Source organism: Rhodococcus sp. NPDC057014 (assembly GCF_042673295.1).
Lineage (GTDB): Bacteria > Actinomycetota > Actinomycetes > Mycobacteriales > Mycobacteriaceae > Rhodococcus_F.
In genome coordinates this window covers 1-24,686 of sequence record NZ_JBHUSF010000112.1, presented here as the reverse complement: position 1 = coordinate 24,686, position 24,686 = coordinate 1, and the positions used below count along the sequence as shown (strand labels likewise).

The 24,686-nt window shown below is 66.6% G+C and carries 20 protein-coding genes; 12 read left to right on the top strand and 8 right to left on the bottom strand.

Going from position 1 to position 24,686, the window contains the following annotated elements:
• The 8 genes from ACFTZB_RS21970 to ACFTZB_RS21935 form a co-directional block, all read left to right on the top strand.
• Positions 1–1,373, top strand: a 1,373-nt coding sequence (locus tag ACFTZB_RS21970) for an FGGY family carbohydrate kinase (protein WP_378434039.1), incomplete at its 5' end; no start/stop codon positions are given.
• Complete coding sequence (locus tag ACFTZB_RS21965) at positions 1,370–2,800, top strand: NAD(P)/FAD-dependent oxidoreductase (RefSeq protein WP_378434038.1); 1,431 nt, start codon at positions 1,370–1,372, stop codon at positions 2,798–2,800. The genes ACFTZB_RS21970 and ACFTZB_RS21965, both read left to right, overlap by 4 nt.
• Positions 2,797–4,128, top strand: a complete 1,332-nt coding sequence (locus ACFTZB_RS21960) for an NAD(P)/FAD-dependent oxidoreductase (RefSeq protein ID WP_378434037.1) — start codon at positions 2,797–2,799, stop codon at positions 4,126–4,128. The genes ACFTZB_RS21965 and ACFTZB_RS21960 overlap by 4 nt, the downstream gene beginning before the upstream one ends.
• 200 nt (positions 4,129–4,328) lie before the next feature.
• The gene (locus ACFTZB_RS21955; RefSeq protein ID WP_378434036.1) at positions 4,329–5,669 is read left to right on the top strand and encodes an MFS transporter; all 1,341 of its coding nucleotides are present in this window, start codon (positions 4,329–4,331) and stop codon (positions 5,667–5,669) included.
• Positions 5,670–5,838: 169 nt separating this feature from the next.
• Complete coding sequence (locus tag ACFTZB_RS21950; protein WP_378434035.1) at positions 5,839–6,735, top strand: dihydrodipicolinate synthase family protein; 897 nt, start codon at positions 5,839–5,841, stop codon at positions 6,733–6,735.
• A 91-nt stretch (positions 6,736–6,826) separates the two neighbouring features.
• Positions 6,827–7,945 (top strand): 1-aminocyclopropane-1-carboxylate deaminase/D-cysteine desulfhydrase, encoded by a 1,119-nt coding sequence (locus tag ACFTZB_RS21945; RefSeq protein ID WP_378434034.1) that lies wholly within the window; start codon positions 6,827–6,829, stop codon positions 7,943–7,945.
• Positions 7,946–7,992: 47 nt separating this feature from the next.
• On the top strand, positions 7,993–9,027 hold the full coding sequence (locus ACFTZB_RS21940) for a proline racemase family protein (RefSeq protein WP_378434033.1): 1,035 nt from the start codon (positions 7,993–7,995) through the stop codon (positions 9,025–9,027).
• A gap of 44 nt (positions 9,028–9,071) precedes the next feature.
• A complete protein-coding gene (locus tag ACFTZB_RS21935) occupies positions 9,072–9,356 on the top strand; it encodes a substrate-binding domain-containing protein (RefSeq protein WP_378434032.1) in 285 nt (94 codons plus the stop codon).
• Here ACFTZB_RS21935 and ACFTZB_RS21930 read toward each other — a convergent pair.
• The 8 genes from ACFTZB_RS21930 to ACFTZB_RS21895 form a co-directional block, all read right to left on the bottom strand.
• On the bottom strand, positions 9,334–11,022 hold the full coding sequence (locus tag ACFTZB_RS21930) for an amidohydrolase (protein ID WP_378434031.1): 1,689 nt from the start codon (positions 11,020–11,022) through the stop codon (positions 9,334–9,336). The two genes, ACFTZB_RS21935 and ACFTZB_RS21930, sit on opposite strands and share 23 nt — an antisense overlap.
• A 2-nt stretch (positions 11,023–11,024) precedes the next feature.
• Positions 11,025–13,943 carry an aminotransferase class III-fold pyridoxal phosphate-dependent enzyme gene (locus tag ACFTZB_RS21925; RefSeq protein ID WP_378434030.1) on the bottom strand — a complete coding sequence of 973 codons (2,919 nt, stop codon included), beginning with the start codon at positions 13,941–13,943 and terminating at the stop codon, positions 11,025–11,027.
• Between the two features lie 134 nt (positions 13,944–14,077).
• Positions 14,078–15,217 carry an ABC transporter ATP-binding protein gene (locus ACFTZB_RS21920; protein ID WP_378434029.1) on the bottom strand — a complete coding sequence of 380 codons (1,140 nt, stop codon included), beginning with the start codon at positions 15,215–15,217 and terminating at the stop codon, positions 14,078–14,080.
• Positions 15,214–15,993 carry an ABC transporter permease gene (locus ACFTZB_RS21915; protein WP_378434028.1) on the bottom strand — a complete coding sequence of 260 codons (780 nt, stop codon included), beginning with the start codon at positions 15,991–15,993 and terminating at the stop codon, positions 15,214–15,216. Before ACFTZB_RS21915 ends, ACFTZB_RS21920 begins: the two co-directional genes overlap by 4 nt.
• Positions 15,990–16,892, bottom strand: a complete 903-nt coding sequence (locus ACFTZB_RS21910; protein WP_378434027.1) for an ABC transporter permease — start codon at positions 16,890–16,892, stop codon at positions 15,990–15,992. Before ACFTZB_RS21910 ends, ACFTZB_RS21915 begins: the two co-directional genes overlap by 4 nt.
• Position 16,893: 1 nt before the next feature.
• Positions 16,894–17,952 (bottom strand): extracellular solute-binding protein, encoded by a 1,059-nt coding sequence (locus ACFTZB_RS21905; protein ID WP_378434026.1) that lies wholly within the window; start codon positions 17,950–17,952, stop codon positions 16,894–16,896.
• A gap of 35 nt (positions 17,953–17,987) precedes the next feature.
• Entirely contained in the window at positions 17,988–19,292 is a 1,305-nt protein-coding gene (locus ACFTZB_RS21900) for an aspartate aminotransferase family protein (RefSeq protein WP_378434025.1), read from the bottom strand.
• Positions 19,293–19,320: 28 nt separating this feature from the next.
• Entirely contained in the window at positions 19,321–20,832 is a 1,512-nt protein-coding gene (locus ACFTZB_RS21895; RefSeq protein ID WP_378434024.1) for an NAD-dependent succinate-semialdehyde dehydrogenase, read from the bottom strand.
• A 246-nt stretch (positions 20,833–21,078) separates the two neighbouring features.
• Here ACFTZB_RS21895 and ACFTZB_RS21890 point away from each other — a divergent pair, with 246 nt between their 5' ends.
• The 4 genes from ACFTZB_RS21890 to ACFTZB_RS21875 all read left to right on the top strand — a co-directional run bounded on the left by ACFTZB_RS21890 (position 21,079) and on the right by ACFTZB_RS21875 (position 24,553).
• Positions 21,079–21,582, top strand: coding sequence for a MarR family winged helix-turn-helix transcriptional regulator (locus ACFTZB_RS21890; RefSeq protein ID WP_378434023.1), 504 nt, complete (start codon positions 21,079–21,081; stop codon positions 21,580–21,582).
• Positions 21,583–21,655: 73 nt separating this feature from the next.
• The gene (locus ACFTZB_RS21885; RefSeq protein ID WP_378434022.1) at positions 21,656–22,597 is read left to right on the top strand and encodes a hydroxymethylglutaryl-CoA lyase; all 942 of its coding nucleotides are present in this window, start codon (positions 21,656–21,658) and stop codon (positions 22,595–22,597) included.
• The gene (locus ACFTZB_RS21880) at positions 22,590–23,366 is read left to right on the top strand and encodes an enoyl-CoA hydratase/isomerase family protein (RefSeq protein ID WP_378434021.1); all 777 of its coding nucleotides are present in this window, start codon (positions 22,590–22,592) and stop codon (positions 23,364–23,366) included. Before ACFTZB_RS21885 ends, ACFTZB_RS21880 begins: the two co-directional genes overlap by 8 nt.
• Positions 23,363–24,553: a CaiB/BaiF CoA transferase family protein gene (locus ACFTZB_RS21875; protein ID WP_378434020.1), complete on the top strand. Its 1,191-nt coding sequence runs from the start codon at positions 23,363–23,365 to the stop codon at positions 24,551–24,553. The genes ACFTZB_RS21880 and ACFTZB_RS21875 overlap by 4 nt, the downstream gene beginning before the upstream one ends.
• Positions 24,554–24,686: the final 133 nt, after the last annotated feature.

Here is a 24,686-nt window from a genome sequence, read left to right as displayed (position 1 = left end):
CCGACGACGGCGACGTCCTCGCCATCGCCGGGACCACCGTACGCCCGCACTATCTCGAAGCCGGTGGCGTCGAGCAGGATCCGATGGACCTGCTGCACTCCGTCCTGGACGCCGGCCGGAAGGCGGCCACCCAGGCGGGAGTGCCGGTGTCGGCCGTCTCCCTCGCCAACCAGGGCGAAACCGTCCTGGTGTGGGACCCGGAGACCGGACGACCGCTGAGCCCGGCGGTGGTCTGGCAGGACCGCCGGGCGGAAACGCTGTGCCGCGACAAGGCCGCCGCCCGGAGTTGGGTCGAACAGCGCACCGGATTGATTCTGGACCCGTACTTCTCGGCGCCCAAGATGCAGTGGCTGCGCCGCAACGTCTCCCGCGAGGGCGTGGTCACCACCACCGACACCTGGATCGTGCATCACCTGACCGGCGAATTCGTCACCGACACCGCCACCGCGAGCCGTTCGCTGCTGACCGGTCTCGACACCGGAGGGTGGGAGCGGGAACTGCTGGAGCTGTTCGAGCTCGCCGAGGAGCGGTTGCCCGAGATCGTCGGCAACGACGCCCTGGTGGGTAAGACCGATGCCTTCGGCGGGAGCGCCGCCGTGGGCGGGCTGATCGTCGACCAGCAAGCGGCGCTGCTGGCGGAGCGGTGCCTCGATCCCGGAACCGCCAAGTGCACCTTCGGCACCGGAGTGTTCCTGCTCGCCAACACCGGCCGACGCCCGGTGCTCTCGGCCTCCCAGCTCGCCTCCTGCGTGGCGTGGAACGTGCGGGGGCAGACCTCCTACTGCGTGGACGGGCAGGCGTACACCGCCGCGTCGGCGATCCGGTGGATACAGGACCTCGGGCTGATCGCGTCGGCGCGGGACCTCGACAGCACCGCCGCCGAGGATTCCGGAGGCACCTACTTCGTCCCGGCGCTGGCCGGGCTGGCCGCACCGTGGTGGCGACCGGACGCGACCGCCTCGTTCACCGGGATGACCCTGTCCACTGATCGGGCACAGCTGGTGGCCGCGGTGCTGGAAGGCCTGGCGGCGCAGACCGCCGAGCTGGTCTCGGCCGTGGAGGTCGACCTGGGCGGCCCGCTGACCCGGCTGCGCGTCGACGGGGGACTCACCCAGTCGCGGCGGTTGATGCAGGCGACCGCGGACCTGACCCAGATTCCCATCGACGTCTATCCCTCCTCCCACGCGACCGCCCTCGGTGCGGCCGCGTGCGCGCGCCTGGCGATGAATCCCGGCCTGTCCCTTACCGACGCGGTCACCGACTGGACTCCCGCCACCACCTACGAACCTCGCTGGTCACCCGACCGCGCAGCAGATTTCCGACACCACTGGGCGTCGGCGGCACACGCGACGCTTCCCCAGGAGAAACGATGACTGACTCACCCACCCCCACCGACTACGACTTCGTCGTCCTCGGTGCCGGCATCGTCGGCTCGGCGATCGCCCGCGAACTGGCCGGATACGACCTCACCATCGTGCTCGTCGAGGCCCGCGACGATGTCGGCGACGGCACCAGCAAGGCGAATACCGCGATCCTGCACACCGGATTCGACGCGAAACCGGGCACCCTCGAATCGCGGATGGTCAGCCGCGGCTACACGCTGCTGTCGGAATACGCCGAGCAGACCGGGATTCCCGTCGAACACACCGGGGCGATCCTCGTCGCCTGGAACGACGAGGAGTACGACGCTCTGCCGAGTCTGCGGGACAAGGCCGTCGCCAACGGCTACACCGAGTGCGACATCGTCGACGCCGACACCGTATACGGGATGGTGCCCGATCTCGGCGAGGGCGTCCTCGGCGGTCTGACCGTGCCGGACGAGTCCATCATCTGCACCTGGACGACCAACCTCGCGCTGGCCACCGACGCGGTCGCCCGCGGGGTGACGCTGCGGACCAACACGCGTGCGGAGTCGGTGACGGTCGAAGCAGACCGCACCGTCCTGCACACCTCGGCAGGCGACATCACCGCCCGCTGGGTGATCAACGCGGCCGGGCTCGGGGCGGACTTCCTCGACCAGGCGTTCGGCTACGACCGCTTTCACATCACCCCGCGCCGCGGCGAATTGCTCGTCTACGACAAGCTGGCCCGCCCCCTGGTCGACAAGATCGTGCTGCCCGTTCCCACCTCCCGGGGGAAGGGTGTGCTCGTATCGCCGACCATCTACGGCAACGTCATGCTCGGCCCGACCGCAGAGGACCTCACCGACCGGTCCGCGACGGGCACCTCGGCGAACGGGTTCGAATTCCTGCTCGGCAAGGGCGCCAAGCTCCTGCCCCGGCTGCTCGACGAAGAGGTCACCGCCACCTATGCCGGGCTCCGGGCCGCCGCCGACTACGGCGACTACCTCATCGAGGTCGACACCGATCAGCGGTACGTCCTGGTCGGCGGCATCCGGTCGACCGGCCTGACGTCCGGAATGGCCGTCGCCGAGTATGTCGGTGAACTCCTCACCAAGGCCGATGCTCTCGGCGAACCCCGCGCCGAGCTGCCGGACCCGCCGGCGATGCCGAACATCGGTGAGGCCTTCACCCGCCCGTACCAGGACGGTGCGCGCATCGCCGCGGACGCCGAATACGGCAAGATCGTCTGCTTCTGCGAGCGGGTCACGGCCGGTGAGATCCGCGATGCCTACGCCTCGCTCATTCCCCCGGCCGGGCTCGAGGGTCTGCGCCGACGCACCCGCGCCATGAACGGCCGATGCCAGGGCTTCTTCTGCGGAGCGGAGGTGGGCGCCCTGGCCGAGGGCTACCGATGCGCCGGCCGCTCCGCCGCCACGACACCGAAGGAAAACCGATGAGCGTCCCTCCCTCACCACGCGCCGTGATCACGACCGACATCGCGATCGTCGGTGGCGGTCCGGCGGGCCTGTCCGCCGCCACCCGGCTCGGCAAGGTCTACGGCCGCCGCGCCCTCGTCCTCGACCGGGAGAGCCGTGCCGGCGGAATCCCCAGGCACTGCGACCATCCCGGGTACGGCATCCGCGACCTCCACACCTTCATCGGAGGTCCCGCGTACGCCGAGCGCCTGGTCCGGTCGGCGACGGACGCCGGGGCAGACATCCGGACCAACGCGACGGTCACCGCCGTCCACCCCGACGGCGCGCTCGATGTCACCAGCCCGGCCGGACTGCTGCGGGTGGAGGCGAAGGCGCTCGTCCTCGCGACCGGTGCCCGCGAGCGGGCCCGCCCGGCCCGCCTCATCCCGGGTGACCGACCCGCCGGCGTCTACACCACCGGGCAGTTGCAGAATCTCGTGCACCTGCACCACGGTCGCGTCGGCAACCGTGCCGTGATCGTCGGCGGCGAACTCGTGAGTTGGTCCGCGGCAATGACACTGCGCCACGCCGGCTGCGACACCGTACTGATGACCACGCAATACCCCTCACCGGAGTCGTACGCCGCCTTCACCATCCCCGGCAAGGCACTGTTCCGGTTCGCGATCGCCACCCGCACCCGCGTCGTCGGCATCATCGGCCGCAAGAACGTCGAAGCCATCGAGATCGAGCACCTCGACACCGGAGTCCGGACGAAAATCGACTGCGACACCGTCATCTTCACCGGCGATTGGATCCCCGACCACGAACTGGCCCGCAGCGCGGGCATCGAACTGGATCCCGGTACCAAGGGGCCGCTCGTCGATACCGCCCTGCGTACCAGCGCGCGCGGCGTCTTCGCCGCCGGCAACGTCCTGCACCCGGTCGACACCGCGGACATCGCAGCACTCGACGGCACCTTCGTCGCCGATCAGGTGGCCGGCTACCTCGACTCGCATGCGCCCGCTCCCGCCGGAGAGGCGCTGCGCATTCTCGCCGAAAAGCCGTTCCGGTGGGTATCTCCCGGCCTGCTGCGCCCGAGCGACCCGGCGCCGCCGCGACAGCGCCTGCTGCTGTGGACGGACACGCTCGTCCGGTTCCCCAAGGTCACCCTCTCCCAGAACGGCCGCGTCGTGACCACCAAGACACTGCCCTGGGCCGCCTCCCCCGGCCGCGTGTTCCGGGTGCCGTGGTCGATCATGCGCGACGTCGACCCGTCGCGAGGACCGGTGACGGTCGGCCTGGCGAACGCAACCCGGACCGCGCCCACGCTCAACGGCGTCGGGCAGTTCATCCCGGCCCGCTGCTCCTGACGCACTCCCGCAGCCGCGATCACGTCGTGCGCCCGGCCACCCCGGGCCATCACCCCGCAAGCGGGTGAAACGACCGCGAGAAGTGGCTTTACCCGACGTTGACATTGTGTGTGACCCGGACAACAATCACGAACATCACTTGTCGACAATAGACCGCACTACAACTTGTGCGGGCGCCCATGAATCGATCGGAAGCATCCATGACAGAACACCAGGGCCATCTGCACGGCTCGGAGATGCGTCGAGCCATCACAGCGGCGGCCATCGGAAACTTCATCACCTGGTTCGACTTCGCGGCGTACGGGTTCCTCGCCGTACTCCTGGGGCAGATCTTCTTCCCCTCCGACAACCCGGCAACCAGCCTGCTGGCGACCTTCGCCGCATTCGGGGTCGCCTTCCTGATGAATCCGATCGGCGGATTCGTCTTCGGCCGCCTCGGCGACAAGGTGGGCCGCAAGAAGATCCTGGCCACCGTCATCATCTTGATGTCGCTGTCGACGTTCGCGGTCGGCCTGCTGCCCGGGTACGCCTCCATCGGCCTCGCCGCGCCCGTCCTGCTGGTGGCCCTGCGCATCCTGCAGGGCTTCGCCGCCGGTGGCGAACCCGGCGGTGCCGCCACCTTCCTCGTCGAGTCCGCCGCACGGGGACGACGGGCACGCACGGTGAGCTTCTGGCACTGCTCGAGCTATCTCGCCAACGCCGCCGCCTCGATCCTCGTCCTGAGCCTGAACGCGGCCCTGAGCGACGACGCGATGTTCGCCTGGGGCTGGCGGATACCGTTCCTGATCGCCGGTCCACTCGGACTGGTGGGCCTCTACATTCGGCTCAAGCTCAGCGACACAGCGGAATTCGAGCGCCTGCAGGCGTCCGGCGAGGTGAGCGAGTCGCCCATCAAGGACGCCCTCGACACCAGTAGGCGCCAGATCGTGCAAGTCATCGGCTGCATCGCCTTCCAGGCCGCCGCCTTCTATTTCATCTTCGTGTACATGGAGACCTACCTGCAGGCCGAGGTCGGGTTCTCGTTCGGCATGGCGTCTGCGTCGACGGTCACCTGCCTGGTGTCGGCAGCGGTGGCGATCTTCGTCTTCGCCGGCTTCTCGGACCGCTTCGGCCGCAAGCCGGTCATCATCCTCGGCGCGGTGTCGAGCACACTCATCGTCTTCCCCGCCTTCGTGGCGTTCGCCACCGGCAACGTCGCCGCCATCATGGTCGCCCACGCCGCCATGGGTGTGTGCCTGGCCATGTTCATGTCGGCCTCCGGCGCCGCGATGGTGGAGATCTTCCCCTCGCGGGTGCGCTACGCCGGCTTCTCCATCGGCTTCAACATCTCCGTCGCGCTCTTCGGTGGCACCGCACCGTACGTGGCGACCTGGCTGATCTCCGCCACCGGCAGCCCGGTGTCCCCCTCGGTGATCCTGATCGTCACCGGGGTGACCGCAATCGTCGCCGCCGCCACGCTCCACGAAACCGCCGGACGCAAGACCGACGCGGTCATCGCCGCACGTCCGGCGAAGTACGACCCGGTCCGGATCGGCGAATGAGAAACCCGAACCCTTGACAAGCATCGCGCACGCCAGATAAATTTCTATCGTTCACTTGTCGACAATCGTCAATCTACGATGGTCGAGGAGACGAGCGAGACCCGGGACATCGACTCGGAGAATCCACGGCCCTCGAGTGGCCGACCCACCACGACACAAGGACACGAACATGACCAAGAAGCTGGGTGGCATCCTCGCTGCCGTTTCCACTCCCTTCGCCGCCGACGGCTCCGTCGACGAAGGCGCGCTGCGCAACCACGTCGACTTCCTGATCGACAACGGCCTGCACGGTCTCGTCCCCGGCGGCAGCACCGGCGAGTTCGCGGCACTGTCCCTCGACGAGCGCAAACTCGTCAACAAGGTCGTCATCGACCAGGCCGCAGGCCGGGTGCCCGTCGCCCCGCAAACCGGCTCCACCCGCACCGCGGACGCGATCGAACTGTCCAAGCACGCCGCCGACGCCGGAGCGGACGCGGTCCTGCTGGTCCAGCCCTTCTACGAGGCACCCACCCGCCATGAGGTGATCGAGTACTTCGCCACCGTCGGTGAGGCCGCGAACATCCCCGTCATCGCCTACAACCTGCCCGGTGTCACCGGAATGAACCTCGACCGCCCGTTCTACCGCGAACTGCTGGGGCGCACCGACGCCGTGAAGTACATCAAGGACACCTCCGGCTCGATCGAGCAGGCGTTCGACCTCATCTTCAACCTCGGTGACGCCATCGACACGTTCGTCGGCTGGGACACCATCGTGCTGCCCGCCTTCTCCGCCGGTGCCGCCGGATCCATCTGGGGTGCACCGAACTTCGCGCCGAAGGAGACGGTGGCGATCTACGAACTCGCCAAGGCCGGCAAGTACACCGAGGCCCTCGAGATCTTCAAGCGTCTGTGGAACGTCCTCGACTTCCTGGGCAAGGAAGGCTACGCCGTGGCCACCAAGGCCGCAGCACAGGCCGTGGGCGTCGACCTCGGTGTCCCCCGCGCACCCTACGGCGAACTGCCCGCGGACAAGAAGGAAGAGCTCACCAAACTGATCGCCGAGACCGGCCTGAACTACGCCAAGTAGACCGGCCCTCACCGACTGTCGGCGAAGTCGGCCCACGGCTGCCGGCATCGCCGACCCGAATCGCACGCGTTCGAAAGGAGCGACCCTTCCCATGACACGCGCGCAGAGGCCGGTGGCGAACGTCTCCGTCACCGATCCCGTCTCGTACCTGACGCCCTGCATCGCCGACGCCCGCGCCCGAGAGATCCTCGCGCGGCGGTGGCGGTGCAGGATCAGGCTCACCACCACCCCGACACCGCTGCACCTGCTGCCGAACTTCTCCGAACGCCTGGGCCGCGAGGTCTGGATCAAGCGGGACGATCTGACCGGTTTCGCGACCGGCGGCAACAAGTCCCGGAAGCTGGAGCTGATTCTCGCCGATGCGATGAACGCCCGCGCTACCAGTCTGGTCACCGTCGGGGCGCAGCAGTCCAACCATGCCCGCACTGTGGCGGCGGCCGCGACCGCGGCGGGCATCGACGCCCACCTGATCCTGGGTGGCCGGGCCCCGCACCGGCCCAGCGGCAACCTGCTGATCGACGACTTGTTCGGCGCGAAAACCCATTTCGTCGACGACCTCGACTGGACAGCGATGACTGAGCACGCCCGGCAGCTGTGTGCCCGGTTGCGGGATCAGGGCAACCGCAGCAAGCGCCCGTACCTCGTTCCCGCCGGTGGCAGCACCAGCGCCGGAGTACTGGCCTACGCCGCTGCCTTCCTCGAGATCCACCACCAACTCGAACTCGTCGACCGCACCGAAGCCACCCTCGTACACGCCTCCTCGACCGGCGGCACCCAGGCCGGGCTCGAACTCGGCGCCGCACTGCTCGGTGCCCCGGCGAACATCGTCGGCGTCGACGTCGCGCAGATCCACTCCGACCTCGGCGGACGGGTCCGGGACCTGGTGGCCGCCACCGCGGAGCTCGGATTCGACCCGCCCGCGGTGACCCCGACCGTGTTCGACGAGTACCTCGGTCCGGGATACGCACTCGCCTCCGACCGGTCGCAGGCGGCGACGACCGAACTGGCCCGCGACGAGGGCATCGTGACCGACCCGGTGTACACGGCGAAGGCCGTCGCCGCACTGTCCGACCCCCGCCTGACCGGGCCCATCGTGTTCCTGCACACCGGCGGTGTGCCGGCGATGTTCGCCGACGACGCCGCTGCCGCATACCCGGCTGTGCAACGCTCGAAGGGAAGGCCGCTCGTCGCGGCACAGAACATTTACTGACACTGCTTCGATGAACGCCATCGAAGCGCATCCGATCGGAGGAAGTCGTGCGGTGGAGCCGAGTCGTCAACGTGGTCAAGTGTCACGTGGGTGGAGAAATCAACAACGTCGTGACCGGCGGGATCGGTGACGTTCCCGGCGCCACGGTGTTCGAGAAGATGAAGCACTTCCGGGACAACCAGGACGAACTGCGGCAACTGCTGCTGCACGAACCCCGCGGTGCAGTCACCCACTGCGTCAACTACATCGTCCCGGCCACCGATCCGCAGGCCCAACTCGGCTACGTCATCGCCGAGTCGACCGAGTATCCGGCCATGTCGGGCAGCAACACGATGTGTGTCGCGACGGCACTGCTCGAGACCGGGATGATCCCCATGGTCGAACCCGTCACCGACCTCGTCCTCGAGGCACCCGCCGGGCTCATCCGCATCCGGTGCACCTGCGAGAACGGCAAGGTCACCGGCGTCGAATTCGAAAACCAGCCCGCGTTCGCCTATGCGGTCGACGTACCGCTCGAACTCGACGGATACGGCACCCTCACCGTCGACGTCGCCTGGGGCGGCATGGCGTACGTACTCGCCGACGCCGAGGCCCTCGGCCTGAAGTTGGTTCCCGACGAGGCCCGCGACCTCTGCGAACTCGGGCAGAAACTGAAAACTGCGGCAGCCGAGCAAATTCCGGCCCAGCACCCCACCAACCCCGAGTTCGCCGGCATCACCCAGACCGAATTCGTCGGTCCGCTGTCCCGCCACGACGGCGTCCTGACCGCCCGTAACGCGGTCGTGGTCTCGCCGGGACGCCTGGATCGCTCGCCCTGCGGCACCGGCACATCCGCCCGTCTCGCGGTCCTGAAGGCGAAAGGCCTGGTCGAGGTGGGTGAGACCTTCGTCCACGAATCCGTGATCGGCAGCCGATTCACCAGCCGCATCGACCGGCTCACCACCGTGGGCGACTACGAGGCCGTCGTACCCCGCGTCACCGGGCAGGCCTACATCACCGAACTCAGCCAGGTCGGCCTCGACCCCGCCGACCCCTTCCCCACCGGCTACACACTGTCCGACAACTGGCCGACCGGACACTGACCATGTGAGTGGGAAAGTGTGCCGGGACACGCTTTCCCACTCACATGGGGATCGTTGCCGGCAACGATCGATGCGCGATCGGCCTGATCGGAGCCTTCACCCGTCGTGGCATCAACGTGCCCGGTGACATCGTCGGCTACGACGACAGCCAGCCCCGCCAGCCTGTCCTATCTCGACCTCACGTCGGTCAGGCCGGACGCCACCAACTCGCCGAAGCCGCCATCACAGCCGTCGGCGAAAGACTCGAACAGGGACGCGACACCAGCACGGATATCGTTCTCGAACCCCGACTCGTCGTACGGGGAACTACGGCCGCACCCCGCCTGTAGTGGTGGAGACACTGCGATGGACCACTTCACCGCCGACCACTGTGAGCAGGATGCCCAGGTTCACAAGGCTTGCCGGCGCGGCCGTCAGTGGGTCGCGGTCCACTACCACCATATCCGCGAGCGCACCTGGGGTGAGCGCACCCTTGCGGCCCTCGGCACGGTCGAGGAACGCGCCCGCCGTGGTCCAAGCGACAAGGGCCTCCTCGGCCGTCAGTTCGTAGCCTTCGGGTAACCGCGCGAGTTCGTGATCGGCACCGCCGGTGAAGGTAGTCATGCCCAGCCGCCAGTCGGGGTCGACACAGGGTGCGTCGGTGCTGTCGGCAACGACGACTCCCGCGTCCAGAAGACGCCGGACAGGGAAGGTCTCGTTCCACCTCTCGCGTCCGAGAGCGCTCAACATGCCGGGCCCGCTGTGGTACTTGAACAGTGATTGTGTGACAACGGAGATCTTGTGGGCACGCAGCCGCGCGGGCGCATCGGCGGAGAGGACGGTTGCGTGGATCAGTGCATGCCGGGCATCGGGCCAGGGATCACTGCGCTGGGCTGCCGCGACGGCGTCGATGGCGAGATCGGCGGCCTTGTCTCCGGTGACATGGATCTGGACGTCGAGACGGTGCCGGTGGGCCCTGGCCACCATCCTCGTCAGCTCCGCACATCGTTCGCCGGAGTCGTCACCCGCGGTCACGAGGTCTCCGATGCTGCCGTCTGGGTACGGGTCGTGCATGCAGGCGGTGTGTGCGCTGGGGACGCCGTCGGCGAAGAGTTTGATGCCGCCGACGCGCACCCAGTCGTCGCCGAGTCCCGTCGTCGCGCCCGAGATGTCGAGCGCTGCCGCGAGTCCGGCGTCTGATGAACTGGTTGACGGCCAGTCCCAATGCAGCAGCGCCGAGACCCTGACGGTCGCACGCTTCTGCCGGCGAAGCTCGACGTAGTCGCGGAGCAGTTGCGGCCACACGACGGGGTCGGTGATGCTGGTGACGCCGAGCGTGTTGAGGTGACGCATCGCGTCTGCCATTGCAGTCAACCGGTGGTCGCGGTCGGTCTCGGGTATGTGCCGGGTGACCAGGGAGCCCGCGCTTTCCAGCAGCAGGCCCGTCGGATTTCCCGAACCGTCGCGGACGATGTGCCCACCTGCCGGATCGGGGGTGTGTCGGTCGATGCCGCCGACCTCCAGAGCCGCCCCGTTGACCCAGACACTGTGCAGTGAGTCGTGATGCAGCACTACCGGTGTCGCACTGCCGGCGATGTCGAGGTCCGTCGAGTGCGGCGCTCGGGCACCGTCGGTGAACTCGGCAATTCGCTTCTCGTGCCAGGACCCGCCGACAATCCACGTGCCTTCTTCCAAAGACTCTGCTGCAGAGCTGATTTGCGAGCGGATCTCGGTGATCGAGGTGGCATCATGCAGGTTCAGCCGCGACGCCATCCGCGATTCGGCGAAGAGCGCCAAGTGCAGGTGAGCATCGTTGATGCCTGGCACGACGCAGGCGCCGGCGAGATCGATGACCTCGGTGCGCGGCCCGATCCACGCCGCGATCTCGGTGTCGGAGCCCACCGCGACGATGGTGTCGTCGCGGATCGCGACCGCCGTGGCGAGGGGAAGCGCGGGGTCCAGGGTGCGGATGGTGCCTCTAAGGAGGACGAGGGTTGCCGGATCGATGTGAGGCATGGTCACCATCCGCGGTTCAGGACGTGGTCGAGGGTGCCGGCGAAGAGGTCGGCGTGGTCGCGAGTGAAACTCAGTGGTGGTTTGATCTTGAGGATGTTCCATTGCGGGCCCGTGGGATAGACGAGCACGCCCGCGTCCTTCATGCGGTTGCAGACGATCAGTGTTTCGTCGACGGCATGTTCTTTCGTCGACCGATCGAGGACGAATTCGACGCCGCTGTAGAAGCCCTGCCCGCGGACATCCCCGATCAACGAGTGCCGGTCCATGAGTGCGCGCAGTTTCGTTCGAAGGTACTCGCCGGTGGTCTGCGCGTTCTGTTGCAGTCCTTCGTCGGCGAGGACGGACAGCGTTTCATGCGCGACGACGCAGGCGGCGGGGTTACCGCCGTAGGTGGAGAAGAAGCGGCCGGTTTCGTCGAATCGCCGCGAATGTGCCCGGGTGGTCACCAGTGCAGAGACGGGGAATCCGTTGCCCATCGACTTGCCCATGGTCACGAAGTCGGGAACCACGGCAGGGCCCTGGGTTTGGAATCCCCAGAACGCCGATCCGAGTCGCCCGAATCCGACCTGCACCTCGTCCGCGATGGTCAGAATGCCGCGCTCGCGGGCAGCGACGTGAATCGGCGCGAGGTAGTTCGGGGGGAGCACCACCTGGCCGCCGCCCGCGAGGAGTGCTTCGTAGATGAACGCGGCCGGTGGTCGGCCTTCGGCGATCAGGCGATCGAATTCGGCGATCACGTCCGCAGCGTATTTGGGTCCTGCGTCGGGGTCGTCGTATCCGTAGGCGCCGCGGTAGCGATCCGGATTGGGTACCGGGTGGGTGGTGGCCGGCTTTCCGTAGTGCTTGTATCGGGAGGGGCTGACGTCGGAGACCGCAGTGGTGTAGCCGTGGTAGGCATCTTCGATGACGACGATGTCCTCACGGCCGGTGACATGCCGGGCCATTCTCAATGCGAGGTCGTTGGCTTCGCTGCCGGAGTTGAGCATGTAGACGACGTCCAGGCCGTCCGGCAAGGTGCCGACGAGTGCGTCCGTGTAGTCGGTGAGTGCGTCGTACACGAAGCGGCTGTTGGTTTGCAGTCGACCGAGTTGCCGTTGTGCGACGGCCGTCAGCCGTGGGTGGCAGTGCCCGAGAAGGGTGACGTTGTTGAGTGCGTCGAGGTACCGGTTGCCGCTCTCGTCGTAGAACCAGCACCCGCCGGCGCGCACCATGTCGATCGGCTCGTCGAAGTAGGTCGGATGAGTTCGCGGTAGGTGCCGTGCCCGTGATGCGAGACTGCGCGTGAGTCTCGGCTCCCACGCACGCACCGTCGTAGTCGATCCCAGCAACGCGCTCGCGTCCGGAGCGAACTGTGTCAGGACGTGCGCCTCCACGCCCGAACACCACCACGGGACCGCAACCGAGGTCGGATCGACCGTCACCAGTTGGGCCAGCACGGATGTTCCCTCGGCGATCCGGCCGACCATCCCTCCGGCCTCCACAGTGCCGCTTGCGATGTCGGTCAGGCCGTTGTAGCGCGTCCACAGTGGTGCGCCGGCCGGGCGATGGTCGAGAACGACGTCACCGTCGGCACCCGCGCGGATTTCCCCCGCCAACGGCGCGACGACAGGGATCCCCGCTGCCCCGTCGATCTGCAGGGCGAGACGGATATCGCGGCGTCCGTGAGCACGATTCCGGGGGCCGCCGAGCGCGAAGTCGGGTTCGCGGTGCCGTCCGATTCCCACCTTTCCGTCCGCCTCGACGGTGTGCAGGCGTGCCGATGCCTCGCGCAACCGTTCCCGGTCGAGCGGATCGATACCGTCGTAGCACTGGCCGTGGGCGCTGCGATCGAGCACCTGGGTAGGTCCGGTCACGATGGGATGGAGACGATTCCGGTGTTGCGCGAGCCATTGCAGGGCCGCGTCGGTCTCGCGCATCCGTGGCAGGCCGCACGCCTGCCGCAAGTGCGCGGCGACGATCCTCGGGTCGTACTCCGCCAGGTCGCGAACGTGGGTTGCGCTCACGCTGTTGCGGTGTCGTGGATCTGCGCCCTCACTGTCGGCTGTGGTGACCAGTACCGTGGTGGTGCGCAACAGCACCAGAGGAAACACCACATCGATCTCGGACTCGGTCAACGCACATCGTGCGTGGTAGGCGGCTGTCACTCGTGCCGCCTTCTCGACCAATCGGTCACCGCTGCGGCACACAGACGAGATGAGGATGGCGAGGTCGTTGACCCGGGAGGTCACGATCATGTCGCCGAAATCGATGACCCCGGATACCCGTGTCCGCGCTCCGGTGGTCGACACGAGCACATTGAAGACATTGAGGTCGTTGTGGACGAGGGATACCGGCAACGGCGCAGCCGCCGCCAACGCCGGGACCACCCTGTCGAGGACCGCCGTGAGCATGTCGGCAAGCCCGGGCAGGCGTTCTCGGTGCACCGCGACCACGTCGCAGCCGGCGTCGAGATCCCAATACTGTCCCGGCACCGGGCGGTGGACCTCGGCAGCCGGCTCGAACCGGGCGAGAGCATCGGCGATGGCGCCCGCTGCGGCGCCGATGTCGTCCAGGAGTTCCGGGGAGGGATCCGGCTCGGTTCCGAGTGGCCGTCCGCGGAGCCACGTGAGGATCCGGACGATGACGTCGACGCCGGCGATCTTCATCACCAGGTGGTCGTGGCCGGAGGCGGTGCGCACCACCCGCGGGACCGCGCATTCCGGTGCCGTGGCCTCGAGGAATTGCAGTACGCACTGTTGCCGCGCGATCGTCTGCAGGTCGGCCGCGAACGACACCTTGAGAACGTACCGGGACGTCCCCGTTGCAAAGACGAAGTTGGCGTCCGTCTCACCGGGCACGCGGGCAATCGACGCCCGATCGAGGCCGGCGTCGGGGCCGAGGTACTGCTCGATGACCGAGAGGGCGGTGCCGGCATCGATCACGGGTGCGCCCGAACGGATTCGAGTCAACCTTTCCAGAACATCAGGATTCGTGTGCACAGGCGAAGACACTCCTAGCTCCGAGGTGTGTTGCCCGCCCCGGCCTGGACCGGTCGAGGCGAGCGCTGAGGGGCCGCTCAGGCCGACGCGTCGGGTAACGACACGACGCTGTGGTCGTCGGGATGCCAGGCAACTGCCACCTGATCCCCGGGCGCGGCGGGCAAGGGCTTGCCGGCGACCTGCATCGCCGACCCGGTCGTGCCGTCGGTGAAACGCAGACCCATCCGGTTGTGGTTTCCGACGTAGACGACGTCGGTCAGTTGGGCTTCGGCTCGAATCAACCCGCTCGGCACGTGACCGTCGATTCCGGTGACCGTGAGACGTTCGGGCCGCACGACCAGTCCGCCCACCTCGCACCCGGTGAGGAAATCCTGCTGGTGCGGGGTGAGGGCGGCCTCGAACAGGCCGCAGTGCAGGGATTTACGTCCGCCACCGACCTGGCCACGAAAGACGTTCGACTCACCCAGAAACTGCGCGACGAACAGGGTGTTCGGCTTGTCGTACAGCTCGTGCGGTGTTCCGACCTGCTCTATTCCCCCATCGTTGAATACCGCGATCCGGTCCGACAGCGTCAACGCTTCTTCTTGATCGTGAGTGACGAAGATGAAGGTCAAACCCAGTTCGGCGTGCATTCGGGCGATCTGCCGCTGTAGTCCGTCGCGCAGTCGCTTGTCGAGGGCGCCCAGCGGTTCGTCGAGCAGGAGCGCGCCGGGTGCGTACACGATCGCTCGTGCCAGCGCGACGCGTTGCTGCTGACCGCCCGACAGCTGCTTGGGATGCCGGTCCGCCAGATGCGCGAGGCTGACCATGTCCAGCGTTTCGTGAACCCTGCGGGCGATTTCCGCCTTGGGAACCTTCCGCTGCTGGAGGGGGTAGGCCACGTTCTGGCTCACCGTCATGTGTGGGAACAGCGCGTACTGCTGGAACACGACACCGAGGTTGCGCTTGTGGGGCTTGACGTTACTGACGTCGACGCCCCCGATGTCGATCCTTCCGGACGAAATCGGTTCGAACCCGGCGATCATCGACAGCAGCGTGCTCTTTCCCGAACCGCTGGGGCCGAGGAAGGTCATGAACTCGCCGGCCGCGATGTCGAGCGAGACCCGACTCAGCGCAGGCCGGTTCATCCCGGGGTAGGTCTTGCAGGCCTGCTGGACGGAGATGCCGAGCCCCGGTGCGGTGCGGGTCGGGGCGGCGGTAGGCGCGGTGACGGTCATGATGCGTTCTCGTTTCGGCGACGGGGAAGGAACTGAGCAAGCAGCAACACACCGGTGGTGATCACGACGATGAGGCTGGAGGCGGCCGCGATGGTGGGGTCGATCTGCAGGGTGATGCTGTTGTACATCTTCACCGGGAGGGTGCGCAGGTCCGGTGTCTGCAGAAACAGCGCCACCACCACTTCGTCGAAGGACGTGACGAACGCGAATACGAATCCGGACGCGATTCCGGGCGCGAGGGAGGGGAGAACGATGCGTCGGAAAGTCGTGATCGGCCCGGCGCCGAGGCTGGCGGAGGCGTACTCCACGGTTCGGTCGTAGTTCGACAACGCAGTGCTGACCGTGACGATGACGAAGGGAACCGCCAGAATGCTGTGCGCGGCGACGAATCCGAGCAGCGATCCGGTCAGGTGCCATTTGAGGAACATGATGTAGATGGCGACGGCAATCACGATCGACGGCACGATCGCCGGTGCCATCATCGCTCCCTGCACCGCTGAGCGGCCACGGAAACGACTGCGGTCGAGGGCGACTGCAGCAGCCGTGCCCACGACGGTGGCAATCACGGCGGCGGCGACGCCGACCTTCAGCGAGTCCAGCAGCGCGTCAACCCATTCCGGTGATTGGAAGAAGTTCTGGTACCACCGCAGCGACCAACCCTTCGGGGGGAACGAAAACGTAGTCGAATCGGAGAAGCTCATCGGTATGACGACCAGGGTGGGAGCGAGGAGCAACGCGACGACGAGGGCAACCCATACTTTGAGGAAATTGCTCATTTGTCGGCCAATCGATCGAGCGTGGACGTCGGCTTCGCAATCCGGGCAACCACGGCGAGAATGAGCAGGGTGACCAGCAACAACACCACACCGAGCGCGCCACCGGCACCGAAGTCGAGCAACCGTTGCACGCGAATCTCGATCAGTTGCGGGATCAGCGCCTGCTGCGGCGTTCCGAGCAGCGCCGGCGTGATGTAGAAGCCCAGTGACATGATGAAAACGAGAGAGAAGCCCGAGATCACTCCGGGGACGGACAGCGGGAAGTACACGGTCCTGAAGGCGGTTCGCCACGGTGCACCGCAGCTGACGGCGGCGTCGAGGAGGCGGCGGTCGATGGTGTTCATGGAGGTGTAGAGCGGTAACACCATGTACGGCAACATGACCTGCACCATCGCGACGGTGACCCCGGTCAGCGTGCCCAGGAGCACGACGTCGTCGACCCCGAACAGCTGGAAGAACCTGTCGATCAAGCCGTTGCCTTCCTCGAGGATGAACCACGCGAAGTTACGCGCGATCAGTGAGGTCCAGAACGGGAGCAACACGAGGATGGTCATGATCGATCGGGCCCGCGCCGACGCCCGTGTCATGGCGTAGGCGTAGGGGTAGGCGAGCAGCAGCGTCAGAATCGCCACGGTCGCCGCGGTGAGCAGGGTGCGGACGAGGATCCGCACCGACACCCCGTCGGTGATCAGATTCCGGTAGTTGTCGAGCCCGATCGCCGGGTCGGTGAAGCTCTGCCAGACGATATTGGCGAGCGGGATGAAGAAGAACGTTGCCAGCAAGGCGATGCCGGGGAGCAGGAACCAGACCCACGCCTTCGGGCGCCGTGTCCGGGTTCGGGTGGCGGGCCCCGCGGAGTCCGCCACTGCGCGTTCGGGTTCGATCATCGTGGTTGTCATGTCAGCCCACCAACCAGTTCGTGAATTTGTCGGTCACCGAGTCGAGGTTTTCCGACCACCATTTCGCGTCTCCATAGACAACGCCGTCTTTGCGGTCCTCGGCAAAGGGGTTGATCGCCTCTTGGACGTTGTCGAATTGTGTTGCGATGTCCTTGTTGACAGGCAGGGTCGAGGACAGCCGTGAGAAGTCGGAGGAAGGTTGGTCGTCGGTGGCCGTGGCGATGAAGCGCATGGCCGCGTCCTTGTTGGGCGAGCCCTTGGGTATGACGAGGTCGTCCCAATTGACCACGGTCTTGTCCCAGACTGCCGTGAATGGTGCGCCCGATCTCAGTACCGCCTCGGCGCGTGCGGTCGAGGTGAGCGCCATCGTGACTTGCTGGTCGACCATCGCTTGCTGAATCTGCCCGTAGGTGGTGGAGAAGATCGTCTTCGATTTGATCGTGTCGAGCTTGCGTAGAGCGCGGTCGACATCGAGGGGGTACAGCTGGTCGGGTGGAACGCCGTCACCGAGTAGAGCGAATTCCAGTAGCCCCACGCTCAATTCGGGCGGGACGATCCGCTTTCCCGGGTACTTGTCCAAGTCGAAGAAGTCGGCGACCGTGGTCGGCGGGTTCGTGCCGAATTTCGAGGTGTCGTACATCAGCAACGTGCTGTAGAAGTAGGCGGGGACTCCGCAGTCACCGACTGTCTCGGGGTCGAATTTGGTGCGGTCGACGATGGTGAAATCGAGGGGTTCGAGATACTGGCCGCAGTACTGCCCGGCGGCACCTGCGCTGGTGTCGAGCACATCCCAGGTCACCTTCCCGCCGTCGACCATGGCCTTCATCTTCGACTCGTCGACGGGACCGTCGTTGACGAAGCCGATCCCGGTCTCGTTGGTGTACGGCACCTGCCAGGCCTGAATTTGGGCTTCCTGGAACTTGCCGCCGGTCGATACGAACGTGATCTTGCCGGTGGCGTCGGCCCCGGCATCCTCGTCGGTTGCGCTCGACTGCGCGCACCCGGCAAGGACCAGACACGCCGCCACGGTAGTGGTGAGCGCGTGCGATGCAGATTTCATGGCGTCCTCCGCCGGGCTGCTCGGGCGATCCCGAGTCAGGCCCCGGCCGCTTCCACTTGTTCGGTGACTACGGCGATGATGCGGTCGACGTCCGCCTCGCTGATCACCAGGGGCGGCGACATCACGATCGTGTTGCCGGACGCGCGCACGATGACACCGTTGGCGCGGGCACCCGCCTGAACAGAGGCGGTATCGCCGGTGGCGAATTCGATTCCGATGAGGGTGCCGACACCGCGGACCTCGGCGACGATGGGGAGCTGTTCGAGCGGTTTGAGACCTTCGAGGAGTCGGCGTCCGATTCCCAGTCCGCGCGCCATCAAACCTTCCTGCTCGATGATTTCGATGTTCTTCAGCGCGACCGCGCTCGCAACGGGGTGGCCGTTGTAGGTGAAGCCGTGGAGGAACAGCGCCCCGTCGGCGATGTCGAGAACCCGCCGGCCGATCAAGACCGCGCCCATCGGCAGGTAGCCGCTGGAGATGCCCTTCGCTGTGACGATGATGTCCGGTTCCACGCCGTAATAGGTCGAGGCGAACCATTCACCGGTGCGACCGAACGCGGTGACGATCTCGTCGGCGATGAAGAGAATCCCGTGTTTGCGCAGCACCTCCTGCACACGCGGCCAGTACCCCTCGGGCGGCGGAACCATTCCGCCCACACCGAGGATCGGTTCACCGATGAATGCCGCGATGCGGTCGGCGCCGATCTCGGCGATGCGGTCTTCGAGTTCGTCGATCAGGATGTCGGTGGCATTCTCTCCGTGGGCCAGGCCGTGCGGCTTCGACAGCCATTCGATGCCGGGAATCAGCGGACCGTATCCGGCGCGGAGGCGATCGATACCGGTCGCGGCGAGCGAGGCGCCGCCCATCCCGTGATACCCGCCGGTTCGGGCCAGGATGACGGTGCGATCGGGTTGGCCGGCGTGATGCCAGGCCAGGCGGGCCAGCTTGACGGCGGTCTCGTTGCCTTCGGACCCGCCGTTGGTGAAGAACACCTTCTCGATGCTCGCGGGTGCGATGTCGAGGAGCTTCTGCGCCAGCCGGATCGAGGGTTCGTTGGAGTAGTCGCCGAAGGAAGAGTAGAACTCGAGCGTCGACATCTGGTTGTAGGCGACTTCGGCGAGTTCCCGGCGGCCGTGTCCGACCGGGCACTGCCACAGCCCACAGGTGCCGTCGATGTACTCGTTACCCGCGGCGTCCCACAACCGCGCACCCTCGCCCTTGACGAAGACGACGGGATTGCTGGGTGATCCGATGACCGTGTGGGGGTGGATGATCGAAGCGGTGTCGAGTGCCGACAGTTCGTGGTCGAGTTCCTGTGCGGTGGAGGTCGAGGTAGTCATGAATTGTGTCCTATCGGGTCCGAGTTGGTCAGAAGCGCAGGGAGACGGCCTTGGTTTCGAGGTAGGCCTCGATTCCTTCGGAGCCACCTTCGCGTTCCTGCCCGCTGTTCTTGAGTCCACCGAACGGCAGTTCGGGTCGTACCGGGAAGGGGTCGTTGACGCCGATGACACCGAATTCGAGGTCGTCGAATGTCTTCCACAATTCCGCGACGTCACGGCCGAACACATACGCCGCCAGTCCGTATTCGGAATCGTTGGCCTTCGCCACGGCCTCCGATCGGTCGGTGTAGGTGTAGACGGCGAGGACGGGGCCGAACGTCTCCTCGCGGCTGATCAGCATCGTCTCGTCGACGTCGACGAGCACGGTGGGCTGATAGAACGCGCCGGCCAACGACTTGTCGGCCGGTGTCCACACGGCGCCACCGGTTACGACACGCGCACCTTTCGACACGGCGTCGTCGACCTGGGCGGTCACCTTCGCCAGGGCCGCGTCGTTGATCAGCGGACCCACATCCGTGCCTTCGGCGGCGCCGTGGCCGACGGTCAAGGCTTCGGTCTTGCGGACGATGGCATCGACGAGGTCCGAGGCGAGGTCTTCGTGCACGTACAGGCGGTTGACCGCAATGCAGCTCTGCCCGGCATTGGCGAACTTGGACGCGACGATCGCGGAGGCGGCCGCCTCGATCTCAGCGTCCGGGAGCACGATCGCGGGGGAATGTCCGCCCATTTCGAGCGACAGCCGCCGCAGACGTGATCCGTTGGCCTCGGCCAGGCCGAGGCCGACGCGGGTCGACCCGGTGAAGCTGATCTTCCGCAGTCGAGGATCGTCCATCAGTGCGGCCGTGACCCCGGCAGGGTCGGTGGTCGTGATCAGGTTGAGGACTCCGGCCGGGATCCCGGCCTCGGTGATCGTACGGATGATCGCCACTGCGATGAGTGGAGTCAGGTCGGCCGGCTTGGCGATGACGGTGCAGCCCGCGGCCAGTGCCATCGCGATCTTGCGGACCAGCATGCTGGCGGGAAAGTTCCACGGCGAGATCGCGAGGACGGGACCGACCGGTTGGGTGAGGACCATGGACGGACCCTGCGCGGCGTTGGGCACCGTTCGCCCACAGGCGCGGCGCGCTTCCTGCGCGCTCCATTCGAGCATGCGAGCGGAGTTGAGGATCTCGCCCCGGGATTCGGCAAGCGGCTTGCCGTTCTCCGCGGTCATCACGGAAGCGAGGCTGTCGGCTTCCGCCCGAATGGCGTCCGCGGCGCGGTGCAGGATCGACGACCGGGTTTCCACCGGGGTGGCCTTCCAGTCCGCGAACGCGGTCGAGGCGGCGTCGAGAGCGGCCAAGACCTCGACCACCCCCGAATCGCTGGCCTGCCCGATGACTGCCCCGGTCGCGGGGTCGGTCACATCGAACGTTCCTGTTCCCGACCGCCAGTTCCCGCCGATCAGCAGTGTCGCGATCGGCGTCCGATCGACGGAATCTGCCCCCGAGCCACCGGCTTCGAAACCGGCAGGGCGGGCGGCTGGGGTCTGTACGTGCATGTGTTCTCCCGGACAATGAAGTGTGATGTGCTCAACATTCTCTGTGTCAGGTCCGAGTGTTGACCCATCTGTTGACAATGTCAACACCTAATTTTCGCATTCGGCGTTCGCGTGCAACCGCGGACTGAACATTCACCGGGGCGGCACCCGCGATGACCACGGGTTCCGGCAATCAGTGACCATCACCAGCAGTCGGGTATCGTTCGAACTGCCCGCGATTCGGCATCACCCCAGGGAGGAGCGGTCATGAGCCAGGACTCCGCGGCGGCGAACTCGGAGACCCCCGAGCCCGACGCGATCATCACCGAACTGCTGTCGTACCGACTCTCCCGCGTGAGCAATTCGCTCTCACGCAGCGCCGCACTGCGGTATCGCCGGCTGTACGACGTGTCCCTTGCGGAATGGCGAACCCTCGCACTTCTGGGGGCCGAATCACCGCTGACGTTGAACCGGCTCGCGCGCCGCGCGGGACTGGACAAAGCACAGATGAGCCGCGTCGTCTCGGGGTTGTGCGAGCGCGGCCTGATCGTCAAGGAAGTCGGCGCAGGCCGCACCAGTCAGCTGTTCCTGACCGCCGCAGGCGACGAGTTGTACGCCGGACTCATCGGCGAGGCCAATCAACGGAACGAGCGCATCAAGCGACATCTGGGCCCGAAGAACCTCCGCGCTTTCGAGCAGGCCCTCACCACATTGACAACCCTTGCCCGAGTGATCGAGGAGGAGGAGCAGCACCACGAGTCGCCGGACTGAACCGCACACGGTCAGGTGTTGACTTTTACAACACTATCCCGCATTCTTGCCGTATCGAGAGAGGCAGGAATGCATGACCGACGAGGTTGTCCTCTGCGAGTGCTTCGCCCGCGACGGGCTGCAACATGAACCCCGGTTCGTCCCGACCGACACCAAGGTCGGACTCCTCCGGCAGTTCGTCGAGACCGGATTCACTCGCATCGAGGCCAGTAGCTACAGCCACCCCACCCGGGTGCCCGCGTTCGCGGACGTCCGCGACGTCCTGCGGGCGCTTCCCCGCACACCCGGGGTCCGATTCAAGAACACCTGCCCCAACCCCAAGGCCGTGCAGCGCGCCCTCGCCGACTTCCACGACGGTGCCGGCGCAGACGAGCTGAGTTTCCTGGTATCGGCGAGCGAATCGCACACCGAGAAAAACCTGCGGACCACCCGCGCGCGCCAATGGGACAACGTGGCCGAGATGACCCGCCTCGCCGATGGGAAGTTCGTCCTGGTCGGAGTGGTCTCGGTGGCGTTCGGATGCCCCTTCGAGGGGTGGGTCGACCCCGACGTCGTAGTCGCCGACGTTGCCCGCTTCGCGGAGTTGGGGGCCTCGATGGTGACGATCGGTGACACCACCGGCGTCGCCACGCCGCGCACCGCACGGAGCCTGTTCACACGGCTGGTCACCGAGTTCCCGAATCTGGATGTGGTCGCCCACTTCCACAACACCCGCGGCACCGCGATCGCGAACGCCGTCGCCGCCCTCGACGCGGGTATCCGCTTCTTCGACTCCGCCATGGGCGGGGTCGGCGGGCACCCCTCGACCATCCAGTACGGAGCCGGACTGACCGGAAACGTCTGCACCGAGGATCTCGTCAGCGTGTTCGAAGCCATGGGGGTACGCACCGGCCTCGACCTCGAGGCGCTGGCCCGAGCATCCGCCGCCTGCGAGGAAGCCCTCGCCCGCCCCCTTTACAGCATGGTCGCGCGCGCCGGCTTCGACACCGTATCCAAGGAGTCCACCCGTGTCTGAAACCACCCTCGACGCCCCCGCGGCGAATCCGGTGCCCGAGTCATCGCTGGTTACCGCCATCGACGACGGGCCCGTTCGGGTCCTGACCCTCAATCGGCCCGGCAAGCTCAACGCACTCAATACGGAACTGACTCTGGAGCTTCACGATGCCCTGATTGCGGCGGACCGCGATCCGGCAGTCCGCGCGATCGTGCTTGCCGGTGCCGGCCGCGGATTCTGCGCGGGTGCGGATCTGGCGGAGTTCACCGACCTCACACCGGCGCAGTCGGACAAGGTGGCACTGCGCGCCGATCTGACCGCCCGGACGCAGATGCTCCCGCAGCAGATCGGCAAACCCATCGTCTCCGTCGTCCAGGGTCCGGCGATCGGTGGCGGCGCCGGCTTGGCCATCGCGTGCGACATGATGATTGCCGCGGCCGACGTCAAGTTCGGGTACCCGGAGGTCAAACACTCGATCGTCCCCGCCCTGGTGATGACCGGGCTCCAACGCAACCTCGGCCGCAAACTCGCGTTCGAGCTGATCAGCACCGGCCGATTACTCGGAGCCGACGAGTTGCTGGAGTACGGACTCGCGAACGAGGTCGCCGCACCTGCCGAGGCACTCGAGCGCGGACTCACCATCGCCCAATCGTGGGCACGACACTCACCGGTCGCGCTCGGAGCGATCAAGGAATTGTTCTACCGCGTCGCCGACCTCCCGTTCGAATCCGCCATGAAGGCCGGCCGGGACGTCAACCAGATCATGCGCAGCTTCAGGGAGGCACCGTGACCAAGCCGCTCGACGGAGTCACCGTCCTCGATTTCTCCCGGGTGCTCGCAGCACCATTGGCCACACAGACCCTCGCGGAACTCGGAGCCGAGGTCATCAAGGTCGAGCGGCCCGGGCGCGGCGACGAGTCCCGTTCCTTCGAACCCGTGTTGCCTGCCGGAGAAAGCGCGTACTTCTTCGCCTTCAACCGAGGCAAGAAGTCCATCACTCTGGACCTCAAATCACTTGCCGGGCAACGCATTGCCCGGGACCTGGCTGCCACTGCCGACATCGTCGTCGAAAACTTCCTTCCCGGCACGATGGACTCGTTCGGCCTCGGCTACGAGCACCTGAGTCAGGACAATCCGGGCCTGATCTATGTTGCGACAACAGGTTTCGGACAGACCGGGCCCTCTCGCAACGACCGCGGTTACGACACGATCTTCCAGGCGCTGTCCGGCATCATGTCGATGACCGGGCCCGCCGACGGCGCACCCGCCAAGGCCGGAATCCCCGTCTCCGATCTCACCTCCGGATTGTGGGTGGCGATTGCCGCCCTCACCGGACTCGCCGGTCGAGCGCACAGCGGCGCCGGTTGCTACGTGGACGTGTCGATGCTGGACGCCCAGCTCACCCTGTCCGCCCTCGCAGCAGCACGCATCTTCGCCCTCGACGACGACCCGCACCGCAACGGAACCGAGCATCCCGGGCGGGTGCCGTCAGCCGCGTTCGTCTGCGCGGACGAGCAATGGTTGCACATCAGCGCCAGCGACCAACACTGGAAACCGCTGTGTGCCGCCCTCGAACTGACCGACCTCGAGGACGATCCACGATTCGCCAGCAACGCCAAGCGCGTCGAGAACCGCACCGACCTGATGCCCCTGCTCCGACGGGCGATCGGCGACCTCAAACGCGACGACGCCCTCACCCGTCTCGGCGCAGCCGGCGTTCCGGTCGGCGCCGTTCGCTCGGTTCGAGAGGCCCTCGAGTCCGAACACGCCCGCGTCCGCGAGATCATCCAAACCTTCGACCATCCCACCGAAGGAACGTTCCCGGCGCTGCGCACGCCTCTGATACTGACCGGGTACGACTCCCCCACCGTCGGCGTCCCCCCGGTACTCGGAGCCGATACCGAATCAGTACTCGCCGAACGACTGTCGCTGTCGCAGACGGAGCTCGCCGACCTACGTGCCACCGGGGTGATCTGAGATGACACCACCACCGGTGACGGTCGACCGCTCCGGCGGCATCGCCGACGTGATGCTGAACCGACCGGAAGCCCGCAACGCGGTCGACCTTCCCACCTGCCTTCAGCTGCGGGAGGCGTTCGAAGAACTCGAC